Origin of the sequence: Nonomuraea thailandensis (genome assembly GCF_024172165.1) — a bacterium.
In the GTDB taxonomy this organism is placed as follows: Bacteria; Actinomycetota; Actinomycetes; order Streptosporangiales; family Streptosporangiaceae; genus Nonomuraea; species Nonomuraea thailandensis.
Window position 1 is genome coordinate 10,550,234 of record NZ_JAMZEB010000002.1, and the last position, 23,568, is coordinate 10,573,801.

Below are 23,568 nucleotides of genomic sequence, written 5' to 3' on the forward strand. Positions count from 1 at the left end.
GGATTCTCGCCTCTACTTGCAGCGCACTCCGTCGAGGTGGAACACCTCGGGCGCCGGGTTGGGGCCGGAGGCGTTCGTGCCGTTGAACCCGAACGTCACCTTCTGCCCCGGCTTGATCTTGCCGTTCCAGCGCAGATCCGTGGCCGTCACCACCGAGCCCGACTGCGACAAGGCCGCGCCCCAGGCGTGCCCGGCGCGCTGCCCGCTCAGGAACGACCAGCGCAGGCTCCAGCCGTCCACCGGCTTCTTGCCGACGTTCTCGATCACGACCTGCGCGGTGAACCCGCCCGGCCACGAGCCGTGCGCCGAGTAGCGGACCCGGCAGTCCGCGCGCCCGCCCCTGTCGGCCAGGAACGCCGAGACCCAGGCCAGCGGGGAGTTCCAGTTGATGGTCAGCTCGTTCGTGGCCCACGACTCGATGTGGTCGATGTAGCAGAACTGCGGCTTGCAGCCCGTGAGCAGCCGCTGCGCGAGCGGGTCCTGGATGGCGGAGTTCGGGCCGCCGGACAGCGTGCCGACCGGCGGGTTGGGCAGGGCCGGGTCGAGCTGGCGGGCGTACCAGCGGCTGTGCTGGTTCTTCGAGGCCACCTCGCCGTAGCCGGTGACGTACGACTGGTTGAGGGCGTTGCGGCCGAGGATGTAGTCCATGCCCTCACGCACGGCCGCGCGGTACTTCTCCTGGCCGGTCAGGTCGTAGGCGGTGGCCATGACGACCATGTTGTTCAGTACCAGGTTGTTGGAGCCCCAGTCGAAGTCCGGCGGGTTGTACGGCAGGCCGTACGGGTGCGCGGTCTGGATCGCCAGGTACTTCTCGGCCCCCTCGACCACCGACTGCCGCACGCGGGCCCGGTCGGGCAGCGCGTTCGGCACGGTCGCCAGCTCCAGGCGGCCGAGCTGGGCGGTGTTGCCCCAGTCGAAGCCGCGCTCGCGCCAGATGTCGCCGGTGTGGTGCGGCGAGGCCAGCACGAAGTCCCTGAACTCCTTCTCGCCCGTCGTGATGAACAGCTCGGCCGCCGCCCAGTAGAACTCGTCACTGACATCGCCGTCGCTGTAGGCGCCGCCGCCGATGCCGTCGTTCGGGTCGGCGTACTTCTCCGGGTTCGCCCTGGCCGCCGCCCACGCCTTGCGGGCCGCCGCGAGGTTCCTGGCGGCGAACGCGGAGTCGTAGGGGGCGTACAGGCGGGCCGCCTGCGCGGCCGTCGCCGCCAGGTTCAGCGTGGCGGCCGTGGACGGCGGGTGCAGCTCGCGCGGCTGCGGGTCCAGGTGCGGCAGCAGGGGCAGGCCGGTCCAGGCCCGGTCATGGATCTTGTGGTGCGCCATGCCCGCGAACGGCTCGCCGTCCGGCACCTGCATGCTCAGCAGGAACTCCTGCTCCCAGCGGGCCTCGTCCAGGATGTCCGGCCGGCCGTTGCCGCTCTCGGGGATGTCGAGCTGGCCGTCCTCGAAGGCGGCCTTGTCACGCTCGTAGGCGGCCATGAGCTGGTGGACGGAGATGCCGCCGTTGACGACGTACTTGCCGTGGTCGCCGGCGTCGTACCAGCCGCCCTTGACGTTCAGGGTGTAGTCGCAGACGCCCGGCTGGCAGGGCACCTCCACGTCGCCCTGGTTCGGCGCGACGCCGACGTGGCCCGCGGGGCGGCCGTAGCCCGGCCTGAGGTCGTCGCGGATCTCGATGCCGCTGCGCTGGGTGTAGTAGAACTTCAGCGCGTCCGCCGGGAGCCGGTCGTAGAGGCCGGCCGCGATGTCGAACGGCCTGCTCGTCTCACCGTCGGCCGTCAGCGTGTAGCCCTCGCCCGCCTTGCGGTAGGAGCCGAAGTCGAGCGTGTGGACGTTCTGTCCCGAGCTGCCGTCCACACCCCTGGGGACGGTCTCGCCACTGGCGACCGTCTGCTTGTCGGCGTCCTTCAGCTCCCACTCCAGCGGCTCGGTCGCCTCGGTGACCAGCGTGGCCTTCTTGGGGCCCGCGGGCAGGTAGCCGACCATGTTCACCCGGACGCGGGGGCCGGTGTCCGGCTCGTACTCCTCCGGCTCGGCGCCGCCCCTGAGCGACACGTCGTCCATGCAGAACCTCCAAGGCTCGGCGCTGCCGCCCAACTGGAAGACGACCTGTGCGTTCGGCAGCGACACCGGGGCGGTGAACGTGAAGGAGTAGCTGTTGCCCGAGACGCTCATCTCCGGCGCGGCCGACAGGTACTGGGTCCAGGGGTCCACGGGGAGCTGGATCAGCGCCCTGCCGACCTTGGCCGGGGTCGCGGAGGCGAAGAAGCGGTAGGCGTACGTGTCGCCCTCCACCAGCGGGAGGTCGTTCTGGCCGATGATGACGTCCCACGGGTTGGCGGTGCCGCCGGGGATGTCGGCGCAGGCCCGGCCGTCCTGCACGGTGAGGGTCGTGTTGCCGGTGCTCCACCAGGGGGCGGTGCCGGTGTCGAAGGTGCCGTTCACGATCTGCTCGGGCCCCTCGTCCTCGGCCTGCGCGGCCGTGGCGGGGGACAGGGCGACCATGGTGAAAAGGGCCAGTAAGGCGGCCCGGAATCGGGTCATGGAGGTCCTTGGGACGGGGGGATTGGGAGCGCTCCCAAAACAGCGCGGAATCCGATCCTCCTTGCCCGCCGCCGCTCCGTCAACGGCTGCGCACAGGGGGCCGCCGAGAATCGTGAAACTTTCATCCGGCGGCGGCGCACGGGCCGCGCAGGTGCCGGATGACCGCTTCGGACCTGACCTGGTCGTACGGCGCGGACAGGCGGGTCGCGGTGGCCAGCGCCTGCTCCGCCGCCTTACGGGCCGCGCCGTCCCTGCCTGCCGCGGCCAGGACGAGGGCGCGGGCCCAGCCGAGCCTGGCCGCGGCCCCCGGGTTCCTGGTGACGTACCTCGCCAGGTGGGCGTGAAGGAGGCGGGCGGTCGCGCGGTCCGGCCAGGGGGCGAGGGACCAGAGCAGCTCGGCGAGACCGGACCAGCACTCCAGCAGGCCGCGGTGGGCGGGCGACAGGCGTCCGGCCAGGGCGAGCACCTCGGTGAGCGCCTGCCGCGTGCCGTCGTCCGCCGTGCCGCGTTCCAGGGCTCGGAGCCGGGCGGCGGCGGTGAGCAGGCGCATGTCCTGGATGGTGCGCATGGCGGGGCCGTCCCGGAGGCCGAGCGGCTTCTCCTGGGCGCGGCGGCGCTCGGTCGAGGCGCGGGCCGCGGCCAGGACCGGCCCGATGCGTTCCGGGCCTGCCGCGTCCAGCCGCAGCATGGCTTCCACCTGGCCGAGCAGGCACCAGTGGCGGGCGATGTCGTTGCCTCCCAGTCGCCCGGCCGCCTGCTCCGCCGTGGCGGCGAACAACCCCGCCGCCGTCTCGAACCGGCCCTGCCAGAGTGCCGTCTCGGCGAGCAGGCCCGAGCAGTTCTCCGCCACGCGCGGGGCGAGCGTCCTGGCGCGGCACTCGGCGAACGACCGTCCGGCCGCCTCGAACGCGCCCGTGTGGAGCTGGTCGAGGCCGCGGGCCAGGCGGGCGCGGTGCGCGGCCTCCGCGGCCTGCTCGACGTCCGCGAGGGCGCGGTCGGCCAGCGTGCCGTAGCGGGCGGCCAGGCGGTGGCGGCCGGCGATGCGGGTGATCGTGGCGGCGTTCGCGTACGCCTCGGCCCGCAGCGCGGCGTCGTCCGTGCGGTCCGCGGCGTTGAGCTGGCGGAGCGAGGCGGCGAGCATCGTCGGCAGGTCGTGCTGGTGGAAGGCGAGCCGGGCCAGCATGGTGAGGGCCTGCGCCGCCTCCCGGCCCTCGGGTGAGGGGCGGGGCGGGAGTAATCGGTGCCCGAGCTGACGGCCGGCCGCCGCCAGGGTCGCGGTGGCGAGGCCGCGACGTGACTCGGGCAGCGGCTCGCCCAGCGTCTCCAGCGCGGCCCTGGCCAGGCGGGTGGCCTCGTGCTCCCTGGCGAGGTGGTGCTCGCTCGTCCCCGCCATCCACAGGTGGCGGGCCCGCAGCCGGGGCTCCTCCGCGGTACGGGCGAGGTGGCGGCGCAGGACGGCCGCCGACTCCTCGTACAGGCGCAGCCGCAGGCACAACGTCCAGTAGAGCTCCAGGAAACGGGGCCGTCCCGACGCCGCCCAGGCCGGTCTGATGTTGTCCAGCTCGGCGCCGAGCACGCGGGTGACCTCGGCGTCCGAGGCGTCCTCCAGGGCTGCGGCGTGCCGTTCGAGCAGGCGGCCGAAGTGGTCGGCGTGCCGCCTGCGGGCGGCCCGGCGTTCCTCGGGGGTCAGGTGCGTGGCGGCGTACTGCTGGATGAGGGGGTGGACGGCGTACCGGCCGGACGGGGTGAGCTGGATCATGCTGTGGTCCACCAGCCGGACCAGCACGCCGGGGCTGGTGCGGGCGACCTCCAGGGCGGCGTCCAGCGTGCAGCCGCCGCCGAACACCGACAGCGCCGCCAGCGCCTGGCGGCCCGCCTCGTCCAGCAGGCGCCAGGAGGTCTCGAAGACGGTGCGCATGCAGGCGTGCCGCGAGCGCGCGGCGGGGCCGGGCACCGCCAGCAGGCCGAGGTCCGCGTTCAGGTGCCGGGCCAGCGCGGCGCACGGGACGGCGCGCAGCAGCCCGGCCGCCAGCTCGATGGCCAGGGGCAGACCGCCGGTGGCGGCGCAGATCCCGGCGACCAGGGAGGCCTCGCGGTCCGGGTCGAAGCCCGGGCACGCCGTTGCCGCCCTGGCCGCGAACAGCGCCTCGGCGGCCGGCGCGCCCAGCCCTTCGACGCTGATCGCCACCTGGCCGGGCAGGTCGGGGCGTCGCCTGCTCGTCGCCAGGATCCGCAGGGCCGGAGCGGCGCGGAGCAGCTCGCCGATGACCGGGTCGAAGGCGGGGAGGTGTTCGAGGTTGTCCAGGACGAGCAGGAGGGGGCGCGGGCGCGCGGACAGGGCCGACAGGAGGAGGCCGAGGGCCGGCCGCGGCGGTGAGAGGTCCACGTCCAGGCGGCGGGCCAGCGTCGTGACGGCCGCCTCGGGCCGCACCCCGGCGAACGACACGAACGCCGTCTCGCCGGGCGCCCCGGGGGCGGGTAAGGGGGAAGGCTCGGCGGCGGCGATGGCGAGGCGGGTCTTGCCGATGCCGCCCGGCCCCACCAGGGTGACCAGCCGTTCGCGGGCCAGCAGTGCGCGCAGCCGCCCGACGTCGGCCTCCCTGCCGATGAGGTCCGTGGCGGGGACGGGCACAGGGGCGCGGCGGGCGGGGGCGGGCACGGCGGCGCGGCGGGCGGGGGCGGGCACGGCGGCGCGGCGGGCGGGGGCGGCGCAGGGGGCGAGCCGCTGCCTGACCTCGCGGGTCTCGGGCGCGGGCTCGACGCCCAGCTCGGCGGTCAGCCGCCGCCGCAGCTCGTCGTAGCAGGCCAGCGCCCCGGCCCGGTTGCCCGCCCGGGCGAGCGCCGTCATGAGCAGCCGGTGCGCCTCCTCGTCGTACGGATCGAGCCCCGCCACGATGTGCGCCAGCCGCGCCACCTGCTCGGCCGGCTCGTCCCCCGCCCGCAGCAGCACCTCGCGCAGCAGCAGCCGCACTCCCCGGCGCTCGCACTCCAGCCACTCGGCGAACGCGGGAGCGTCGCAGAAGGAGACCCCGTGCATGAAGTCGCCGCGCCACAGCCGCAGCGCCTCGGCCACGGTGGGCGCCTGCGCGAGGTGGCGGCGGTCCACGAAGCACCCGTCGGCCGCGCGCAGGCGTACGTGCTCGCGGGTGACGTCCAGCCAGCCGCCGACCTCCTTGCGCAGCTCGGACAGCGCCAGGCGCAGGCTGCCCCTGGCGTTGGCGTCAGGCCGCTCGCCCCACAGCAGCGTGGCCAGCTCGGCGCGCGGCCGGGGCGCGGCCGTGGTGGCCAGGTAGCAGAGCAGGGCGCGGGCCTTGGCGGAGCGCACGCCCACGGGCGCGCCCCCGACGGAGAGCTCCGGTGAGCCGAGCAGCAGCACGGACAGCGACTCCCTCATAGCGCGAGAGGGTAAGCGCGGAACCGGCTCCCCGACTGTGTGAGAGGACACATCCAGCCTGTGCTCTGGGTGACTTCACCTGGGCTTTAACGCTTCGCTCACGGTGCTGCCCGCAAGCTGACGCCGCGTTCCGCGAAAGCCGCGGAACGGCGCACACCGAGGAGCACGACATGCGCACTCCCAGACTGATCACCGCGCTCGCCCTGGCCACGGGCCTGGCCGCCGCCGGGGCGCTGACAGCGGGCCCGGCCACCGCCATGGCCGCGAACTGCCGGGTGGAGCTGTACGACATCGACAACCTCAACGTGGCCGAGAGGGACGGCAAGGACGAGCTCCGCTTCCTGGTCGGCGGGAACCTGTTCCCCAACGGCTACGTCAACATGCGCAACGGCGACGACGCCGACCCGGCCGACTTCGGCAACCCGAGCACCGTCGTCAGCAGCGCGGGCAGTGTCTCGTTCAACCTGCGCGAGGTCACCCCGCCCGCCATCGGGAGCGGTGACAGCCTCGGCTCCATCTCGGTCTCGGGCAGCAGCGTGTGCGCCCCGCTCGCCACGAACGGCGTCGCCTACGTGGAGGACATCATCGACGGGACCCACGAGACCTTCTACTCCTACCTGGTCGAGCTCAGGGTGACCGGGCTGTAGCCGCTACGAGGGGAGGGCCCCGGCCGCGGGTGAGGGCCGGGGCCTTCACCGATGCGCGGGGATCTGGCAGGGTTCGAGCGTGGTTCTCACCCTGGCCGGGTGCCCGATGCACGAGCTGCTCGACCGCCAGACCGCCAAGCTGGCCAGGCGGCTCGTACGGGGCTTCGCCGAGCAGCTCCCCGTCTACCGGCGGCTGCCGAAGGAGGAGCTCGACGGCGACATCACGGCCATCACCGAGCACAACCTGCGCCTGATCTCCCGCGCCTTCCGCGAGCGCCGCCCGCCGGCCAGGGCCGACCTGGTGCCGCTGCGGGAGTCGGCGGCCCGCCGCGCCCAGGAGGGCGTGCCGCTCGAAGCGCTGCTCTCTGCCTACCACCTGGGGGCGCGCATGGTGTGCGAGCGGCTGTTCGCGGGCGCGCAGCCGGACGACCTGGCCGACGTGCTGGAGGCCGGCCGGATCGTCCTGCTCTACATGGAGGCCGCCACGGCCGCCGTCTGCTCGGCGTACCTGGAGGAGCGCGAGAGCCTGCTCAGCCAGGAGCAGCACGCCATGCACGCCACCGTCGCCGCGCTGCTCGGCGGCGACCGCGCGGCCCTGGCGGGCGTGCGGCTGCCGTCGCGTTACCTCGTGCTGGCCGTCGCGGCGGGGCGGCATCCCGACGAGGACGGGCCCGGCGCGCCGGTCGCCGGGCGGCGCAAGCTGCACCGGCTCAGGACGGCGCTCCAGCGGTACGCGGCCGAGCCGGTGCTGCCCGCCCTCGACACGGCCGGCGGGCTGGTGCTGGTGCCGCTCCAGGGGGAGGAGCCCGAGCTCGGTGAGCTGGCGGAGGCGGCGGGCAAGTCGGCGGGCGTGCCCGTGTGGCTGGCCGCCGAGTGCGCGCCGCCGCAGGGCGTCCCGGCGGCGGCGCGGCTGGTGGAGGAGGTGCTGGAGGTGGTGCGGGTCTTCGAGCAGCCGCCCGGCGGCTACCGGCTGGCCGACGTGCTGCTCGAATACCAGCTCACCCGGTCGAGCCAGGCCACGGCGCTGCTGGCGGGGCTGCTCGACCCGCTGCTCGACAACCCCGACCTGCTGCGGACGCTGACGGCGTACCTGGACACGGGCCTGGACCGGCGGCGCACCGCCGAGCTGCTGCACGTGCACCCGAACACCGTCGACTACCGCCTGCGCAGGGTCGTCGTCCTGACCGGGCTGGACCCGCTGGACCCCGCCCACCTCCAGCGGATCGGCGCGGCCCTGGCGGCCCGCCGGCTCACACCGCCCCGGTGACGGCCGCCGTCACGGCGGTCGCGAAGCCGCGCATCCCGGCCGCGTTCGGATGGAACGGCGCGGCCGGCGAGGCGGGCACGTACGGCTCGATCCACCGGGCGCCGGCCGAGGCGCACGGGTCGTGGCCCACGCTCGGCGTCTGCAGGTCGATGAAGCCCACCCCGGCCGCGGCGGCCTGCTCGGCCAGCATCTGGTTGAAGTACATCAGCGTGGCCCTGATGTAGTTCGCGTCCGCCCTGATGATCGGGACCCGCGGGTAGCAGCCGTCGGGCCGCGCGTACGTGCCGTACCCGACCACGAAGATCCTGGCCTGCGGGGCGCGGGCGCGGATGTCGGCGACCAGGGTGGTCAGGCGGGGGCGCAGCGCGTCGGTGTCGACCCGCCACTTGTCCTGGCCGCCCACGTTGTAGTCGTCGTTGCAGGCGTCGCCGATCGGCGGGGGCAGCAGGTTCAGGCAGTCCTCGATGAAGTCGGTCAGCCCGACGTCGTTGGCGCCGATCTGCACCGTGACCAGCGTGGTGTCCAGGGTGAGCGCGTCGAGCTGGGGCGCCACGTCGCCGAGCTCGGTGCCCTGCGGCTGGTACATGTCCTCGGTCTGGGCGCCCGAGCAGGTCACGTCGCGGAACCTGGCCGCGCCGATGGCCTGGGCCGTCAGCCGCGGGTAGTTGCGGTCGGAGCGCAGGCAGCCGAGGTGGATCTGGTTGGGCACCAGGGGGCCGGCTGCGGCCGAGTCGCCCAGGGCCACGTACACCTCGGCCTGCGCGGCGTGCGCGGGCGGGGCGAGGGTGAGGGCGAGCCAGACGGCGGTGAGGAGGAGGAGGGTGCGTCGGACCATGGTGGACTCCTTCCGGCAGGGGGTGGGGGGTGCGGAATCCGGTGGTCGGTCAGCGGCGGAAGGGGCCGGTCACCTCGTAGGTGATGCCTCCGGTGCCCGCGGTCTCGCCGCTGGTGCCGCGCTGAGAGGAGAAGTAGAGGCGGGTCCCGTCGGGCGAGAACGCGGGCCCGGTGATCTCCGACCGCGCCTGCCCGTCGAGGCGCATGATCGGGGCCACGACGCCGTCGGGCGTGATGATGTTGATCTCCATGTTGCCGCCGTCCTCGGCCACGTAGAGATCGCCTCGCAGCCCGGTGATGTTGTCCACGCCGTCGAGCGTGCCGGTGCCGTCGTAGACGGCGGTGACGGTCTGGCGGGCGGTGTCGTACGCCCACACCCTGCGGTCGCCCTTGGCGGTGAAGTAGCAGACGCCGGCGGCGTAGTGGCAGCCCTCGCCGCCGTTGAAGTGCCTGGCCTCCGGCACCTGGTGCCTGGTCTGGCGCTCCAGCACGGCGGGCGAGGGGTCGGGCACCTCGCGCCACACCGTGCCGTCGCCGCACAGCACCTCCAGCCGCCCGCTGGACAGGTCACCCCAGGTCGTGGGGGTGAAGCGGTAGAAGCAGCCGTCGCTCTCGTCCTCGGTCAGGTAGATCACCCGGCGGTCGGGGTCGCAGGCGGCCGCCTCGTGCTTGAAGCGGCCCATGGCGGGGCGGGGCTGGGCCGCGCGCACGCCGTACGGGTCGGTCTCGTAGACCCGGCCGCGGAAGATCTCCTCGCACGACAGCCAGGTGTTCCAGGGGGTGGCGCCGCCCGCGCAGTTGAGGTTCGTGCCGCTCAGGATCCGGTACGCGCGCTCGATCGACCCGTCCGCCCTGAACCTGATCGCCGAGGCGCCGCCGATCAGCGGCACCTCGGAGTTGGACACGTAGATCCAGCCGGCGCCGTCGGCGAAGCAGGCGCCGCCGTCGGGCGCCGGGTGCCAGAGCGTGCCGCCGACGCCGCGGCCAGTCCTGGCCACGACGCGGCCGGTGAAGCCCGCGGGTAACGCCATGCCGTTGGCGTCGGGCGCGCCGAGCGGCCCGTACGGGCTCGTCCCGGCCGACACCGACGCCACGGCCTCGTGCCACACCGCGCCCGAGAACGCCACCGACACGGGCACGGCTGTCAGGAAGGTACGGCGGCGCATGAGGGCTCTCCCGTGGTCGCGGTTGGATTCGCAGACACACGATGAGCCATGCTCGTCATTCTGTGAACTGGACAGGGGAGTAAATGTCGGCGGTCAAATCTGTGACGCCTCACAAATCGGCGCCCGGCCTCCACATCGGCCAGAACAGCGCGCCGTCCGGCAGCGCGAACGGTGCCCGCGCCTGGTAGCCGTGCCGCGCGTAGAGGTCGCGGTTGCGCGGATCGCTGGCCTCCAGGTACGCGGGCAGCCCGGCCAGCCGGGCGTGCTGGTAGTGCAGCAGGGCCGTGCCGAGCCCTTCGTTCTGCCGTTCGGGGTGGACCGCCAGGAACGCCAGGTGGTGGTGCGGCGCCGCCGGATGGTTCTGCTCGAACAGCTCGTCCAGCGTGCGGAACCGCTCCGCCCACGCTCCCGTGGCCTCGCTCAGCCTGCGGTCGTAGTCGTGCGGGGCGGGCAGCGGCGAGGTGTAGGGGAACCACACCGCCACCGCGGGGCCGTCGTCGATGAGGTGGATCTCGCCGTGCTCGACGGCGTGCTCGACGAAGATCCGGAAGTTGGCGGCGATGACGCGGTGCCGCTCCCTGCGGTCGGGCACCAGGTACGCCATGGGCCGCAGCCCGGCGAACGCGGTCGCGATCAGCTCGGCGACCTGCTGCGCGTCGTCGGCCGTGGCCAGGCGGACGGCGGGCCGTAACGCGAACGCCGCCCCGCTCTCGCGGTGGGTCACCGGCCAGGGCCCGAACGCCTCTGCCCGCCCGGTTCGGAACGTCTCTTCCATCGGCCCAGGTCTCCTCTCGTCGATCATGCGCCGTCGGGGACGGCGGACGCCTTGGAGCCCGTCCCCACCGCAGCGTAGACGTCGGGTCGCCCGGCCCGCAGCACGAACGCCCAGAGCACCCCGAGCACCGCGGCGGCCCCGTAGACGGCCGGCAGCACCCAGGCCAGGGCGTCGCCCTCCGGCACGCCCAGCAGCGCCCAGAAGTTGTCCAGCGCGAACCACACCATCACGGCCAGCGCGATCGCGGCGGGCACCGGCGCGATCACCCGCCGGCCGAGCGTCTCGCCGCTCGGCCGCCGGGCGAAGAAGACGATGACCGCGATGGACGTCACGAAGATGAGCAGCAGCACGCCGAGCCCGCCGAACGCGCCGCCGTAGAAGAAGAGCTGCACGAGCGGGTCGAGGCCGAGGACCGCGTACAGCAGGATCGTGGCCAGGCCGAGCACGCTCTGCGCGATCGAGCCCGCCTGGGGCGCCCCGGTGCGGGCCCGCGTCCGGCCGAAGACGGCGGGCAGCACCCGCTCGCGGCCGAGCGCGAAGAAGTAGCGGGCGGTGGTGTTGTGGAAGGAGATCATCGCGGCCAGGACGCTGGTGGCGAAGAGCACCCGGGCGATGGACACCACGACGGGGCCCAGATGCGCCTCGGCCAGCACGAAGATCGTGTCGGCCTGGTCCCGGCGCGCGGTGGCGACGATGTCGCCTGGCCCGACGGCGACCGTCATGGCCCACGACGACAGCGCGTACACCAGGGCGATGATCGTCACGGACGCGTACGTGGCGATCGGCACCGTACGCCGCGGCTCCCGGCTCTCCTCGGAGAACACCACGGACGACTCGAACCCGACGAACCCGAGCGTCGCCAGCACCAGCAGCGCCCCCACGCCCGGCACGAACAGCGCGGCGGGCGACAGCGTCTCGGCGGAGTAGCCGGCGGCGGCCGGATTCAGCAGGTCGGCCAGGTCGAACAGCAGGATCACCGCCACCTCGGCGGTCAGCAGCACGGCCAGCAGGCGGCCGTTGACGTCCACGCGCAGCACGCCGAGCGCCGCCACCAGCGCCCAGGCAGCCAGCGAGACGACCCACCAGGCGGGCGTGAGGCCCAGCCACGCTTCGAGCAGGGGCGCGCTCGCCACCCCGAAGGCGCCGTAGAGCGCCACCTGCAGCGTGTTGTACGCGATGAGCGCCACCCAGGCCGCCGCGATGCCCGCCGGGCGGCCGAGCCCGCGGGTGATGTAGGTGTAGAACGCGCCGGCGTTGGCCAGGTGCCGGGCCATCGCCACGTACCCGACCGCGAAGACCGCCAGCACGGCGCCCACGACCAGGAAGGCGATCGGCAGCCCGGTGATCCCGGTGACGGCGTAGCCGGTGGTGATCACGCCGGCGACGACGGTGAGCGGCGCGGCGGCCGACAGGACGAAGTAGACGACGGTGGGAGCGCCGAGCCGGTCGGCGGCGAGTGTTCCGGCCGGGGCGCGCCCGGCGTCGATCGAGGTGGTACGCGACATGCTTCCTTCCAGGGGGGTGCGGAGGGCCAGGTGCGCGAGCACGTACGCACGTCCGTATGGTGCGGCGAATCGTCGATCTCGGCCAGCACCCCTTCGGCCACGCGCCGGTTTTCGGACATCCGATTCACGGCGACTGCCTGGCGCGTCCCCGGCTCCCCACCCCGCTGACCAGCGGGCCGAGGACGAGCTCTGCTGACGTGTCCCTTACGCGGTTGGGAGATCCACTTGTTCCTCGCTGGGGTATCGGTGCCCGTGATTCCGATCAGGAGGCACTGTAGATGGCGGACTTTCCCATCGTTGTCGGTATAAATCGCACCCAGGATGGCTCCATCGCCGTGGCGGTGGGCGAGTCAGGCATGTACAGCCTGCAAAAGGAGCGCGTGAGCCGCCGCAAGCACCACTGGGGCCGCCTCGGCGACCTGCCCGACCGCTACCTGCCGGCCTTGGCGCTGCTGAAGGAGCCGGTGGACCTCGTCGTGGAGGGCTACTCGTCGGACACCGAGATCGAGCACGCGCCCGCGTACCAGGAGGAGGTGCGCGAGACGCTCGGGCTCAAGGACGGGGCGCAGATCGTGCTGGTCTCGCACCACCTGTCCCACCTCTACGGCGCGTTCTACCCCTCGCCGTTCGAGGAGGCGGCCGGGCTGGTGATCGACGCGCGGGGCAGCCACGTCCGGGACTTCACCGAGGAGGTCCCGCTGCCGCCCGGCACCGGCGGCGACCTGCTGGAGGTGGCCTCGTTCTACCGGTGCGGGCGCGGGCGCCTGGAGTGCCTGGCCAAGCAGCTCTGGGACGGCGACTGGGCCAGGCCCGCCGGGCTGGGGTGCTTCTACGCGCTGCTGACCAAGGCGATGTGGCCCGAGGGCGAGGGCAACGAGGACAAGGTCGTGGGCCTGGCCCCGTACGGCGACCCGGACGCGCTCGGCCTGCCCGACCTCGACGTGCGCGGCCACGAGGTGCACATCCCGCCCGCCTGGCTGGAGGCGTTCGGCCGCCCCGACGCCTTCGTCTACGAGCCGGGCGGCGAGGAGTTCCGCCGCGCCGCGAACCTGGCCGCCGCCGGCCAGCGCGCCTTCGAGCGGGCGCTGGGCCGCGTGGCCGCCTGGCTGCACGCCGAGACCGGCCTGGACGCGCTGGCCTTCGCCGGCGGCGCCGCGCTCAACCGCTCCGCCAACGGCCGGCTCATCCGCGAGTCGCCGTTCCGCGAGGTGTTCATCCCGCCCAGCCCGCACGCCGGCGGCACGGCCGTGGGCTGCGCCCTGTACGGCCTCATCGCCTGCCTCGGAGCGGACAGCCGCTTCCGCTGGACGGACGACTTCCTCGGCCCCGACCTCGACGCGAGCGAGATCGAGGCGGCCGTGCGCGCCCTGCCCGCCGGCCTGTACGCCGAGCAGCCCCCGGACCTCGTCGGCGCGATGGTCACGCTGCTGGAGAGCGGCCGCGTGGTCGGGCTGCACCAGGGCCGCAGCGAGTCCGGCCCGCGCGCGCTGGGCAACCGCAGCATCCTCGGCGACCCGCGCAGCCCCGACATGCAGGACTACGTCAACTTCGAGGTGAAGGGCCGCGAGTGGTTCCGCCCGCTGGCGCCCGTGGTGCCGGCCGAGCACGCCGGCGAGATCTTCGAGCTGGACCGGCCGGCCCCGTTCATGCAGTACGCCGCCGCCGTCCGCCGCGAGCACCGCGAGGCGCTGCCCGGGATCACGCACGTGGACGGCACGGCCGGCCCGCAGACGGTCACCCGGGAGAGCGCCCCGTTCCTGCACGCCGTGCTCACCCGGTGGCACGAGCGCACGGGCACGCCCGTCCTGATCAACGCCTCGTTGAACGGCCCGGGCGAGCCGCTGACGGAGACGCCGGAGCACTCCATCGACACCCTGCTCGGGACCGGCATGCACGTGCTGGCGATGCCGCCGTACCTGATCCGCAAGCGGGTGGAGCCGCCCCTGCCGGGAGAGCTCGCCTGACCTTCGGCCGAGCCGGGGCAACCCTGTTCGCGACACGAAAGAGCAGGTCAGCGCGGGTCTTGGGTTTCCGGGCCGGTGCCCGGTACGGTCGGTGGCATGCGCGCCTACCGAGCCGGACCCGTGGCACTGGCCATGCTCGCCGCGCTGTCCGCCGGGTGCGGCGGCGGCGCCGTGCCCGCAGCCCAGGAGGCGGCGCTGCCCGCCTCCCCGCCGGCGAGCCCGACCGCGGGCGCGCGCCCGCTGGCGGGCAAGACTGTCGTGCTCGACCCGGGGCACAACGGCGGCAACGCCGCGCACCCCGAGGAGATCAACCGCCAGGTCGACATCATCACCGGCCGCAAGGCGTGCAACACCACCGGCACCGAGACCGACGACGGCTTCCCCGAGCACGCCTTCACCTGGGACGTCGCCGGCCAGATGAAGCCGATCCTGGAGGGCATGGGCGCCAAGGTGGTGCTCACCCGGCCGAACGACAAGGGCGTGGGCCCGTGCGTCACCGAGCGGGCCGCCATCGGCAACGAGGCCAGGGCGGACGCGGTGCTGTCCATCCACGGCGACGGGGCCGCGCCGAGCGGGCACGGGTTCCACGTGATCATGCCGGGGCTGCTGCCGGGGCACAACGACGACGTGGTCAAGCCGTCGGCCAGGCTCGGCCGGGCCGTCCGCGACGCCTACCGCGAGGGCACCGGGATGCCGTACGCCAACTACACCGCGAAGAACGGCTTGCAGACCCGCACCGATCTGGGCGGGCTCAACCTGTCGAAGCGGCCGGCGGTGTTCATCGAGTGCGGCAACATGCGCAACGAGGGCGACGCCGCCAAGATGTCCGACGCCGCCTTCCGCAAGCGGATGGCCGCCGCGCTCGCCGACGGGATCAGGCGGTTCCTGGGCTAGCGTAGGCCCGCAGGAACGCCGCCACCCCTGCCTCCGCCAGGCGTTCGAGCTCGGCGTCCGTGTAGTGGTCGCCGCCGCCCGCGAACATCACCTTGTTCACCGGGATCCACAGCAGCAGGCCGACGAAGTGCTCGGCGGCCAGGGCCGGGTCGTCCGCACGCAGCAGGCCGCGCTCGGTGAGCCGCTCGAACGCGGTGGCCATGGTCTTGAGCGAGCGCTCGAAGCCCTGGGCGTACCAGGTGCGGCCGAGGTCGGGGAAGCGGTCGGCCTCGGCGATCACGAGCCGGCGCAGCCGCAGCACGTCGGGGCTCATGATGCGGGCGAGGAACCGCCGGGCCAGCTCGCCGAGGTCCTTCTCCAGGTCGTCGCTGTCCTCCAGGGCCGCGGTGATCATCTTCGCCAGCCCCTCCACCTGGCCGGTGGTGTCCATGATGATGTTGGTGAAGAGCTGCTCCTTGTCGGTGAAGTGCTTGTAGACGGTCTGCTTCGACACGGCGGCCAGTGAGGCCACCTCGTCCATGCTGGTGCCCACGTAGCCGTTGCGCAGGAACACGGGGAGCGCCGCCTCCAGGATCTGCCTGCGCTTGCGTGCCGTCCGGCCGTCCTCTTCCGCTGCCATGACCGCCCTCTCGTTCGCGTGCTCAGAACAGTACTAGACAGTTCCGTACTGATGTGAGTACTGTACCGTCTAGTTCCAGCGACGGACAAGGACGGACACGCCATGAGTGATCTTCAGAAGCAGGTGCAGGAAGCCGCCGACAGGCTCGTCGAGTCGGGCGAGGAACGCGGGCTCCAGGTGGCCGTCTACCGGGACGGCGAGCAGATCGTGGACGTGGTGGCGGGCGTCGCCGACCCGGAGACCGGCCGGCCCGTCACGGCCGACACGCCCTTCTACAACTTCTCCATCGGCAAGGGCGCCACCTCGGCCGTGGCCCACGTGCTGGCCGAGCGCGGGCTCTTCGGCTACGACACGCCGGTCGCCGAGCTGTGGCCCGAGTTCGCCCGCCACGGCAAGGAGCGCGTCACCGTGCGGCACGTGCTCTCCCACACCGCGGGCGTGCCCGGCGTGCCGCTCGACACCACGCCCGAGGACGTCTGCGACTGGGGCAAGATGGTGGCCGCCCTGGAGGACGCGGAGCTGTGGTGGGAGCCGGGCACCAAGATGGGCTACCACGCCTACACGTTCGGGTTCCTCGTCGGCGAGATCGTCCGGCGGGTGACCGGCAAGCCCATCTCGCAGGTGCTGCGGGAGGACGTGGCGGGGCCGCTCGGGGTGGCCGGCGAGCTGTACTTCGGGATGCCGCAGCAGGAGCACGCGCGGCTGGCCCGGCTGGAGGACGCGCCCGTGGACATGTCCGCGTGGGGCGAGATGCCGGCGGACCTGCCGATGCTCAAGGCCGGGCCGATGACGCTGATGCCGAACGCCGAGCTGGGCAGCCGGCCCGACTACCTGTCGGCCGACATCCCCGCCGGCGGCAAGACCTCGGCCAGGGCCGTCGCGCGGCTGTACGCGGCGCTGCTCGGCGAGGTCGACGGGGTGCGGCTGATCACCCGGGAACGGCTGCGCGAGGTGACGGCCGTGGCGGCGAGCGGCGCCGACGAGGTCTTCGGCATGCCGTCGGCGTGGGGGCTCGGCTTCAACATCGGCCGGCCCGGCTCGACGCCGGAGCAGACCCCGACCGTGTTCGGCGTGGGAGGCGCGGGCGGCAGCACGGCCTGGGCCGACACGGCGACCGGCACCACGTTCGCGCTGACCAAGAACCGGCTCACCAACGACTTCGCGGCGGCCGAGCTGATCAGCGGGATCGTCACCGCCTCCCACTGAGCGTGGACAGGGCATGCGAGGGCCGGCCGTCGCGGTGCCCGCGCAGGGCGGTCGCCGCGGTGGGCAGGCCCGCTCGCCCGGGCATCCGGTCAGCCGTCGCGGCAGAGTGGCTCGCCGCCGACCACGCAGGCGATGTAGTCGAGCTCGCAGCTCAGCAGGGTGCCGTCCATGCCGAGCACGAGCACCAGGTCGCGCCGGGACGGATGGGCCAGGATGACCCGGCCCACGACGCCGTTGTCCAAGATCACGGTAGGGCGGCCTGCCGCGTTGTCCATGCCCTCGTGACTCCTCTCCAGGTTGGGGACGAGCCACGCGCCGGACCCGTCCCCACCAGGATGCACACGCCTTCGTCTCGATCGCATCGGTCATGCGGCGGTATTTCCGTACGCCATGGGAAGGAGTCGCCGGCCCGCCGGCCGGTGAAGGCCGCACGCGCGCCGGTGTGACCGCCCAGTAATATGACGCACCAGGTGCACGCTCGCCCCCGCGGCATGCGAAGGAGACGGCCTCGTGACCGAGCTAGAACGTGTTCCGCCCGGCGTGGACCCGACGGTCCCGAGCTCGGCCCGCGTGTACGACTACCTGCTCGGCGGCAAGGACAACCTGGCCGTGGACCGGGCGGTCGCCGACAGGCTGCTCGCCGTCGCCCCCGACACCCGCCTGGTGGCGCGGGCCAACCGGCACTTTCAGGTCGAGGTCGTCCGCCACCTGGCCGGGCAGGGCGTCAGGCAGTTCATCGACCTGGGCACCGGCATCCCCACCACGCCCAGCATCCACGAGACCGCGCGCGAGGCGCATCCCGCCTGCCGGGTGGTCTACGTGGACAACGACCCCGTGGTGCGGCTGCACGCCCAGGTGCTGCTGGCCGACGCCCCCGGCGTCGCCGGCATCCGGGCCGACCTGCGCCGCCCCGCCGACATCCTGGCCGACCCGCACATCACCGGGCTGATCGACTTCGACCAGCCGGTGTGCGTGCTGATGGTCGGCGTCCTGCACTTCGTGATGGACGAGGAGGACCCCGCCGGCATCGTGGCCGCCTTCAGGAAGCGCATGACGGCCGGCAGCCACCTGGTCATCTCCCACGCCATGGCCGAGAGCGACCCCGAAGCTCTCGCCCAGCTAAGGATGGCCACGGCCGGCTCTCCGGCGCAGGCCACGTTCCGCACACGCGAGCAGGTGCTGGGGCTGTTCGACGGGTTCGAGCTGATCGGCCCCGGCCTCGTGCCGGTCCAGGACTGGCACCTGGGCCCGGAGGAGGCTCACCTCCCCCTGCTGGACGGCATGCCGCGGCTGCGCGTGGACGGCGCGGCCGGCAGGCTCACAGCTTGACGCCCCTGACGATGTCGGCGAGCTCGGGCACCAGCGGCCCGCTGGCCATCACGGTGACGACCACACCCTTCCGCTCCACCCAGCCGACGTAACGGCCGTGGCCCAGCGCGCCGTCGCCCTCCTGCCTGAGCACCTGGCGGCCGCCCAGCCTCACGGTCTCCGGGTCGCCCGTGAACGCGCCCAGCCCCACGGGCAGCTTCTTGAGCTGCGCGAGCCGGCTCGCCTTCGGCCAGCACACCACCCGCACCCACAGGGACCGGTGCGCGAGGTCGACGGTGTCGCGGTTGTCGGACCAGACGTAGCCGTACTCGGTGACGCCGCCTCGCCTGGAGGCCGTCAGCGTGCCGTGGGTGAAGCCCCTGGGCAGGTGACGGACACGCACCCCCCTGAGCGCCTTCGCGCCCTTGGCCGGCTCGTCGGCGTCCGTTCCCTTCAGCTCCGCCCTGGTCGGCGCCGGGCAGGCGGCGGGCGAGGCGTGGGCGGGAACGGCGATGAGGGCCGCGGCGACGGGCGCCGCGGTCAGGGCCGCGAGCACGGTGATTGTTCTCATGCCGGGGTTGGATGCGGGCGGCAGGAGAAAAGTTCAGTACGACTTGAGCGCGATGTCCGTGGCGAACTTGTCGCCCATCTTCGTCATCAGACCCATCAGGAAGCTCGAGTTGAACATGCGGTTGCGCATGCGGAGGCGGGACGGGGTGGCGGGTGCGAGGAAGGGGCCGGCGTTGCCGTTCTTGGCGATCTTGGCGTACTGCCTGAACTGCCGCTCGTACTCGGCGAAGGCCGTACGGTGATCGCCGCTTGCCGCGGCCAGCTCACCCGCCAGCACGTACGCGCCCACCAGCGCCAGGCCCGAGCCGAACCCGCCCAGCGTGTTGCCGTAGCCCGCGTCGCCCAGCAGCGCCACCCGGCCCTCGGCGTAGCGGTCGATCCTGACCTGGCTGATCGAGTCGAGGTAGACGCTCCCCGACCGGCGCACCTCCTCCATGATCCGCGGGGTCTGCCAGCCCATGCCCCGGTACGCCCGCGCCAGGATCTCCTTCTGCTGCTCGTTGTCGTAACGGTCGTAGGTCAGCGGGGGCGAGGCGAAGACGAAGAACACCGGCGCCTTCGGCCCGCCCGCCGCCACCAGCCTGCCCGGCTCGTTGTACATCTGCGGCGTCCTGCCGAAGTCGCCCTCGACGTCCACCAGGGCGTAGTAGTAGCCGAGATGCCGGACATAGTCGGACTCGGGGCCGAAGGCGAGGCGGCGCACGTTCGAGTGGATCCCGTCCGCGCCGACCACCAGGTCGTACGTGCGGGGCGCGGTGCGCTCGAACGTCACCTGGACGCCGCCCTTGGTCTCGGTGAGCGAGGTGATCGAGTCGCCGAAGACGTACTCGCAGTGCGAGGCCGTGCGGTCGTACAGGATCCTGGCCAGGTCGCCGCGCCTGATCTCCAGGGCGCCGCCGGTGAACTCGCCGGGCAGGACCGCCAGCCTGCGGCCGTTCGTGTCCACGACCTCCTGGTCGGTGCCGCCGGTCTGCAGGCGGCGCACGTCGTCCAGGATGCCCATGCGGCGCAGCACCGTGAGGTGGGTCTCGCCCTTGAAGTCCACCGCCTGGCCGCCGGGGCGCAGGGCCGGGGCCTTCTCGACGACCGTGACCTTGTAGCCGTGGCGGGTGAGCCAGTAGGCGAGGGCGGGGCCGCCGATGCCGGCGCCGGAGATGAGAACGTTTCGCATGCCCGGCAGCTTCGCCACCGCCGCTGACAGCCGGGCGACTGCCGGCTGACAGTGCGAGGCGCGAGTGTCAGCGCCGCGCCCGGCGGCTGCGCTGCCTGCACGGTTCGCTTCGTCCGGCGGCTGTACTGCCTGCACGGTTCGCTTCGTCCGGCGGCTGCGCTGCCTGCACGGCGTGCTGCGCATGGCGGCTACTGGGCGGCGGCCTCGCGCAGGGCCGTCAGTGCCTCCTCGCGGCTCATCGCCGCGCCCTTCGCGTACGCCGCCGCGAACGCCTCGGGGCCGAGCACGAGGGTGGCTCCGGCGGCGGTGGCGGCCACGTCGTGATCCCCGGCCACGGCCATGCCCCGCACGGCCGCCCCGATCCCGAGCAGCAACGCCGCCCGCCAGGCCGCGGCCTGCCCGGCCGGTGCCGGCTCGCCCGTCGTGCGCTCGCCCGTCGTGCGCTCGCCCGTCGTGCGCTCGCCCGTCGTGCGCTCGGCCGGGGTGCGTGCGCCCGCCGGTCGCCGGATCGCCGCCTGCCGCTGCCGCCCGGTCCGGCCCTCGTCCTCCGGCCCGTGCGTCGCCTCGAAGAGGGACTGGCCGGCCAGTCCTTCCGCGACCTCGGCCACGTCGTTGGCCAGCGGCGAGCCCAGCGCGGCCGCCAGGGCCTCGGCGTGCATGCGGGCCGCCCGCTCCCCGTCACCCTGGGCGGCCGCCAGCCGGCCCAGCGCCGTGTACACGCGTGACCTCGTCCCCCCGGCGGTGAACGCGCCGGTCTCCGAACCGGACAGTGCCGCGTCGAGCCGCCTGGCCGCCTCGGGAAGATCGCCCTGGATCCGGGAGATGTCCCCGAGCTGGAGCTGCACCCACGCCATCAGCTCGGGCCGCCCCAGCCGCCGCTCCAGCTCGCCCGCCCGCTCGTTGTCGGCACGCGCGGCCTCGTCGTCGCCCGCCCGCCGGTGCGCGTTGGCCCGCCTGCTCAGGACGTCCGCCAGCTCGTCGAGCGCGCCGAGCTCGGTGAACAGGGCGAGCGCCCGCTCCCACAGCCCCATCGCCCGCCGCCAGTCGCCGCGCCAGCTCGCGATGAGGGCCAGCCAGTCGAGCGCCTGCCCCGTGCCCCAGCGCTCGCCCAGCGCCTCGAAGTCCGCCAGCACCCGCTCCATCCGGGATTCGGCCTCGGCGAGCAGCCCGTCGTGCAGCGTCATCAGCGCTGTGCCGAGCTGGTTGAGCGCCAGGCTCCACGCGTCGGGGCCGAGCACCAGCCGCTCCCGCTCCGCCGTCATCCCGCCTTCGGGCGGCCCCGCGATCATGCCCCACAGCGCCACGCCGAACCGGTAGCGCATCGGACGGTCGAGCGACGCGACGATCTCCTTCGCCCACGCCCAGTGCGGCGAACCGGCGTCGGGCACGGCGTGCAGCACGGCCAGCACGTACTCCTCCGCCAGGCCGGCGGGCGGCTCGGCGCCGGTGGTGCCGAGGAGTCGTTCGGCGGGCCGGATGGCCTGGCCGCGCCGCCCGGTCAGCCACCAGTACATGCCGAGCGTGCCCACCAGCCGCCACGCGGTCGGCCTGTCGTGCTCCACGCTCCAGCGCAGGGCCGCCTGCAGGTTGGCGTTGTCGGCCGACAACGAGGCCAGCCATTCGAGCTGCTCGTCCCGGTAGAGGTGCTCGTGCGCGCGCTCCGCGAACTCCAGGAACCAGGAGGCATGGCCCTGCCGCAGCCGCTCCTCCTCACCCGCCTCCGCCAGCCGCTCCAGGCAGAACAGGCGGATGGTGTCGAGCATCTGGTAACGCTCGCCGTCGGTCTCGACCAGCGACTTGTCCACCAGATCGGCCAGCGCCCCCGCCAGGTCCGTGTGGGGGGCGGCCGGGCCGCAGACACGTTCGACCGCCTCCAGCGTCGCACCGCCGGTGAACACCGACAGGCGCCTGGCCAGCGCCTGTTCCTCGGGCCCGAGCAGGCTCCAGCTCCACTCCACGACCGCGTGCAGGGTCTGGTGGCGGGCGGCGGCCGTGCGGTCGCCGCGCGAGAGCAGCCGGAAGCGGCCGTGCTCGGCCAGCCGGTCGGCGATCTCCGCCACCCCGAACGTGCGCACCCGCGCCGCCGCCAGCTCGATGGCCAGCGGCAGCCCGTCGAGGGCCGCGCAGATCCGCAGCACCGCGTCCAGGTTGCGGGGCCCGAGCGAGAACCCCTGCCGTACGGCCGCCGCCCGGTCGGCGAACAGCCGCACCGCCGGGTAACCGAGCGGGTCCCGCGCGCCGGGCGGCGGGGTGGGCAGGGGCGCGAGCGGGACGAGGTGCTCGCCGGTGAGGCCCAGCGGCTCCCTGCTGGTGGCCCAGATCGTCAGGCCGGGGCACGCGGCGAGCAGGCGGCGGGCGAGCGCGGCGGCCTCGGCGACGACGTGCTCGCAGTTGTCCAGGACGAGCAGCGACTCCTGCCCGGCCAGCGCGGCGACCAGCCGCTCGACGGGATCCGGCCCACCGGCGGCGGCCGGCCTGAGCGCCGGCTCCCGCAACCCGAGCGCCCCGAGCACGACCTGCGCCACCTGCCCACCGCCCGCACCGGCACCCGCCCCGTCCACCGTCCCAGCGATCGGCCCGCCTGCCACGCCGCCCGCCGTCCCAGCGATCGGCCCGCCTGCCAGGCCGCCCGACGATCCCGAGGCTCGTGTGCCGGCCAGGCCGCCCGTCGGCGCGTCCACGAGCGACAGGTCCGCGAACGCGACCGCGCCGGCGGCCGGTGACGGGCCGGGCGGGCGGCGGGTGGCGGCCTCGATGGCCAGGCGGGTCTTGCCCGTGCCGCCCGGCCCGACGATCGTGACCAGCCGGGCCGGGCGCAGGGCGGTCAGCCGGGCCAGCTCCTCCTCGCGCCCCACGAAGCTGGTGAGCTGCGCGGGCGGCCCCGTACGCGCGGAACGCCCCCGCGAGCCGCGCAGGATCTCCAGGTGCAGGCCCGCCAGCTCGGGCGACGGGTCCGCGCCGAGCTCGTCGGCGAGCAGCCGCCGCCCCTCCTCGTACGCGGCCAGCGCCTCGGCCTGCCGCCCCGCCGCGTGCAGGGCCCGCATCAGCAGCCCGCGGGCCCGTTCACGGAGCGGATGGGCGGCCACCAGCTCGCGCAGCCCGGCGGCGGGGCCGGCGTCGGGCAGCGACAGCTCGGCCTCGTACAGGTCCTCGGCGGCGGCCAGCCGCAGCTCCTCCAGCCGCACCGCCTGCGGCCCGGCGAACGGCGCGTCGGCCACGTCCGCGAAGGCCGGGCCGCGCCACAGCTCCAGCCCTTCCCGCAGCAGCGTGGCGGCCCGCGCGTGCGACCCCGCCGCGAGCAGGCCGCGCCCCTCCCGGGCCAGCCGTTCGAAGCGGTGCGCGTCCACGTGGTCGCGCTCGACCGCCAGCCGGTAACCCGTCCCGTGGAACTCGATCAGCTCGGCGGGCAACTGCCGCCTGAGCCGGGAGACCTGTGCCTGCACGGCGTTGGCCGCGCCGGACGGGGGCCGGTCGCCGTACTGGCCGTCGATGAGCCGTTCGACGCTGACCAGCCGCCCCGCGTCGAGCAGCAGCATCGCCAGCAGCGCGCGCGGCCGGGGCCCGCCGACGGCGACCGGGCCGCCATCGGCACGCCACACCGCGAGCGGACCCAGGACGCCGAACTGCACGCCCCGATTGTCCCCCACCTCACCTGGCGAAACGGAATTATCGGTATGCCTACCGATGCACATACGTATTTTCCCGCC

Annotated in this window: 17 protein-coding genes; 6 read left to right on the forward strand and 11 right to left on the reverse strand. The window is 73.9% G+C overall.

The window, feature by feature from the left end; translation table 11 throughout:
* Positions 1 to 12: 12 nt before the first annotated feature.
* A complete protein-coding gene (locus tag HD597_RS53045; protein ID WP_253755428.1) occupies positions 13 to 2,541 on the reverse strand; it encodes a glycoside hydrolase family 9 protein in 2,529 nt (842 codons plus the stop codon).
* 121 nt (positions 2,542 to 2,662) lie between these two features.
* Positions 2,663 to 5,935, reverse strand: a complete 3,273-nt coding sequence (locus tag HD597_RS65375; protein WP_276083255.1) for an ATP-binding protein — start codon at positions 5,933 to 5,935, stop codon at positions 2,663 to 2,665.
* Between the two features lie 170 nt (positions 5,936 to 6,105).
* Here HD597_RS65375 and HD597_RS53055 point away from each other — a divergent pair, with 170 nt between their 5' ends.
* Both HD597_RS53055 and HD597_RS66275 read left to right on the forward strand, forming a co-directional pair.
* Entirely contained in the window at positions 6,106 to 6,582 is a 477-nt protein-coding gene (locus HD597_RS53055) for a hypothetical protein (protein ID WP_253755430.1), read from the forward strand.
* A gap of 79 nt (positions 6,583 to 6,661) precedes the next feature.
* On the forward strand, positions 6,662 to 7,849 hold the full coding sequence (locus HD597_RS66275) for a PucR family transcriptional regulator (protein ID WP_253755432.1): 1,188 nt from the start codon (positions 6,662 to 6,664) through the stop codon (positions 7,847 to 7,849).
* On the opposite strand, the gene HD597_RS53065 is transcribed toward HD597_RS66275, so the two are convergent.
* The 4 genes from HD597_RS53065 to HD597_RS53080 form a co-directional block, all read right to left on the reverse strand.
* Entirely contained in the window at positions 7,833 to 8,684 is an 852-nt protein-coding gene (locus tag HD597_RS53065) for an SGNH/GDSL hydrolase family protein (protein ID WP_253755434.1), read from the reverse strand. The two genes, HD597_RS66275 and HD597_RS53065, sit on opposite strands and share 17 nt — an antisense overlap.
* A gap of 49 nt (positions 8,685 to 8,733) precedes the next feature.
* Complete coding sequence (locus HD597_RS53070) at positions 8,734 to 9,849, reverse strand: alkaline phosphatase PhoX (protein WP_253755436.1); 1,116 nt, start codon at positions 9,847 to 9,849, stop codon at positions 8,734 to 8,736.
* Between the two features lie 109 nt (positions 9,850 to 9,958).
* Positions 9,959 to 10,624: a GNAT family N-acetyltransferase gene (locus tag HD597_RS53075; RefSeq protein WP_253755438.1), complete on the reverse strand. Its 666-nt coding sequence runs from the start codon at positions 10,622 to 10,624 to the stop codon at positions 9,959 to 9,961.
* Positions 10,625 to 10,647: 23 nt separating this feature from the next.
* A complete protein-coding gene (locus HD597_RS53080) occupies positions 10,648 to 12,129 on the reverse strand; it encodes an APC family permease (protein ID WP_253755440.1) in 1,482 nt (493 codons plus the stop codon).
* 380 nt (positions 12,130 to 12,509) lie between these two features.
* Here HD597_RS53080 and HD597_RS53085 point away from each other — a divergent pair, with 380 nt between their 5' ends.
* Both HD597_RS53085 and HD597_RS53090 read left to right on the forward strand, forming a co-directional pair.
* A complete protein-coding gene (locus HD597_RS53085) occupies positions 12,510 to 14,093 on the forward strand; it encodes a carbamoyltransferase C-terminal domain-containing protein (RefSeq protein ID WP_253755442.1) in 1,584 nt (527 codons plus the stop codon).
* A 96-nt stretch (positions 14,094 to 14,189) separates the two neighbouring features.
* Positions 14,190 to 14,987: an N-acetylmuramoyl-L-alanine amidase gene (locus tag HD597_RS53090; RefSeq protein WP_253755444.1), complete on the forward strand. Its 798-nt coding sequence runs from the start codon at positions 14,190 to 14,192 to the stop codon at positions 14,985 to 14,987.
* On the opposite strand, the gene HD597_RS53095 is transcribed toward HD597_RS53090, so the two are convergent.
* Positions 14,968 to 15,606: a TetR/AcrR family transcriptional regulator gene (locus HD597_RS53095; RefSeq protein WP_253755446.1), complete on the reverse strand. Its 639-nt coding sequence runs from the start codon at positions 15,604 to 15,606 to the stop codon at positions 14,968 to 14,970. The two genes, HD597_RS53090 and HD597_RS53095, sit on opposite strands and share 20 nt — an antisense overlap.
* A gap of 102 nt (positions 15,607 to 15,708) precedes the next feature.
* On the opposite strand from HD597_RS53095, the gene HD597_RS53100 reads away from it, so the two are divergent.
* Positions 15,709 to 16,812, forward strand: coding sequence for a serine hydrolase domain-containing protein (locus HD597_RS53100; RefSeq protein WP_253755448.1), 1,104 nt, complete (start codon positions 15,709 to 15,711; stop codon positions 16,810 to 16,812).
* An 89-nt stretch (positions 16,813 to 16,901) separates the two neighbouring features.
* On the opposite strand, the gene HD597_RS53105 is transcribed toward HD597_RS53100, so the two are convergent.
* Positions 16,902 to 17,087 (reverse strand): hypothetical protein, encoded by a 186-nt coding sequence (locus HD597_RS53105; RefSeq protein WP_253755450.1) that lies wholly within the window; start codon positions 17,085 to 17,087, stop codon positions 16,902 to 16,904.
* Positions 17,088 to 17,322: 235 nt separating this feature from the next.
* Here HD597_RS53105 and HD597_RS53110 point away from each other — a divergent pair, with 235 nt between their 5' ends.
* Positions 17,323 to 18,141, forward strand: coding sequence for an SAM-dependent methyltransferase (locus HD597_RS53110; protein ID WP_253755452.1), 819 nt, complete (start codon positions 17,323 to 17,325; stop codon positions 18,139 to 18,141).
* Here HD597_RS53110 and HD597_RS53115 read toward each other — a convergent pair.
* The 3 genes from HD597_RS53115 to HD597_RS65385 all read right to left on the reverse strand — a co-directional run bounded on the left by HD597_RS53115 (position 18,131) and on the right by HD597_RS65385 (position 23,490).
* Complete coding sequence (locus HD597_RS53115) at positions 18,131 to 18,691, reverse strand: hypothetical protein (protein WP_253755454.1); 561 nt, start codon at positions 18,689 to 18,691, stop codon at positions 18,131 to 18,133. The genes HD597_RS53110 and HD597_RS53115 overlap by 11 nt on opposite strands.
* 33 nt (positions 18,692 to 18,724) lie before the next feature.
* Complete coding sequence (locus HD597_RS53120; RefSeq protein ID WP_253755456.1) at positions 18,725 to 19,861, reverse strand: FAD-dependent monooxygenase; 1,137 nt, start codon at positions 19,859 to 19,861, stop codon at positions 18,725 to 18,727.
* A gap of 188 nt (positions 19,862 to 20,049) precedes the next feature.
* The gene (locus HD597_RS65385) at positions 20,050 to 23,490 is read right to left on the reverse strand and encodes an AfsR/SARP family transcriptional regulator (RefSeq protein WP_308210885.1); all 3,441 of its coding nucleotides are present in this window, start codon (positions 23,488 to 23,490) and stop codon (positions 20,050 to 20,052) included.
* Positions 23,491 to 23,568: the final 78 nt, after the last annotated feature.

Coding starts and splice junctions, on each gene's coding strand:
- HD597_RS53090 (WP_253755444.1), top strand. CDS start 14,190: ATGCGCGCCTACCGAGCCGGACCCGTGGCACTGGCCATGCTCGCCGCG.
- HD597_RS53120 (WP_253755456.1), bottom strand. CDS start 19,861: ATGCGAAACGTTCTCATCTCCGGCGCCGGCATCGGCGGCCCCGCCCTC.
- HD597_RS53070 (WP_253755436.1), bottom strand. CDS start 9,849: ATGCGCCGCCGTACCTTCCTGACAGCCGTGCCCGTGTCGGTGGCGTTC.
- HD597_RS53115 (WP_253755454.1), bottom strand. CDS start 18,691: ATGAGAACAATCACCGTGCTCGCGGCCCTGACCGCGGCGCCCGTCGCC.
- HD597_RS53065 (WP_253755434.1), bottom strand. CDS start 8,684: ATGGTCCGACGCACCCTCCTCCTCCTCACCGCCGTCTGGCTCGCCCTC.
- HD597_RS53055 (WP_253755430.1), top strand. CDS start 6,106: ATGCGCACTCCCAGACTGATCACCGCGCTCGCCCTGGCCACGGGCCTG.
- HD597_RS53075 (WP_253755438.1), bottom strand. CDS start 10,624: ATGGAAGAGACGTTCCGAACCGGGCGGGCAGAGGCGTTCGGGCCCTGG.
- HD597_RS65375 (WP_276083255.1), bottom strand. CDS start 5,935: ATGAGGGAGTCGCTGTCCGTGCTGCTGCTCGGCTCACCGGAGCTCTCC.
- HD597_RS53095 (WP_253755446.1), bottom strand. CDS start 15,606: ATGGCAGCGGAAGAGGACGGCCGGACGGCACGCAAGCGCAGGCAGATC.
- HD597_RS53080 (WP_253755440.1), bottom strand. CDS start 12,129: ATGTCGCGTACCACCTCGATCGACGCCGGGCGCGCCCCGGCCGGAACA.
- HD597_RS53045 (WP_253755428.1), bottom strand. CDS start 2,541: ATGACCCGATTCCGGGCCGCCTTACTGGCCCTTTTCACCATGGTCGCC.
- HD597_RS53105 (WP_253755450.1), bottom strand. CDS start 17,087: ATGGACAACGCGGCAGGCCGCCCTACCGTGATCTTGGACAACGGCGTC.
- HD597_RS53100 (WP_253755448.1), top strand. CDS start 15,709: ATGAGTGATCTTCAGAAGCAGGTGCAGGAAGCCGCCGACAGGCTCGTC.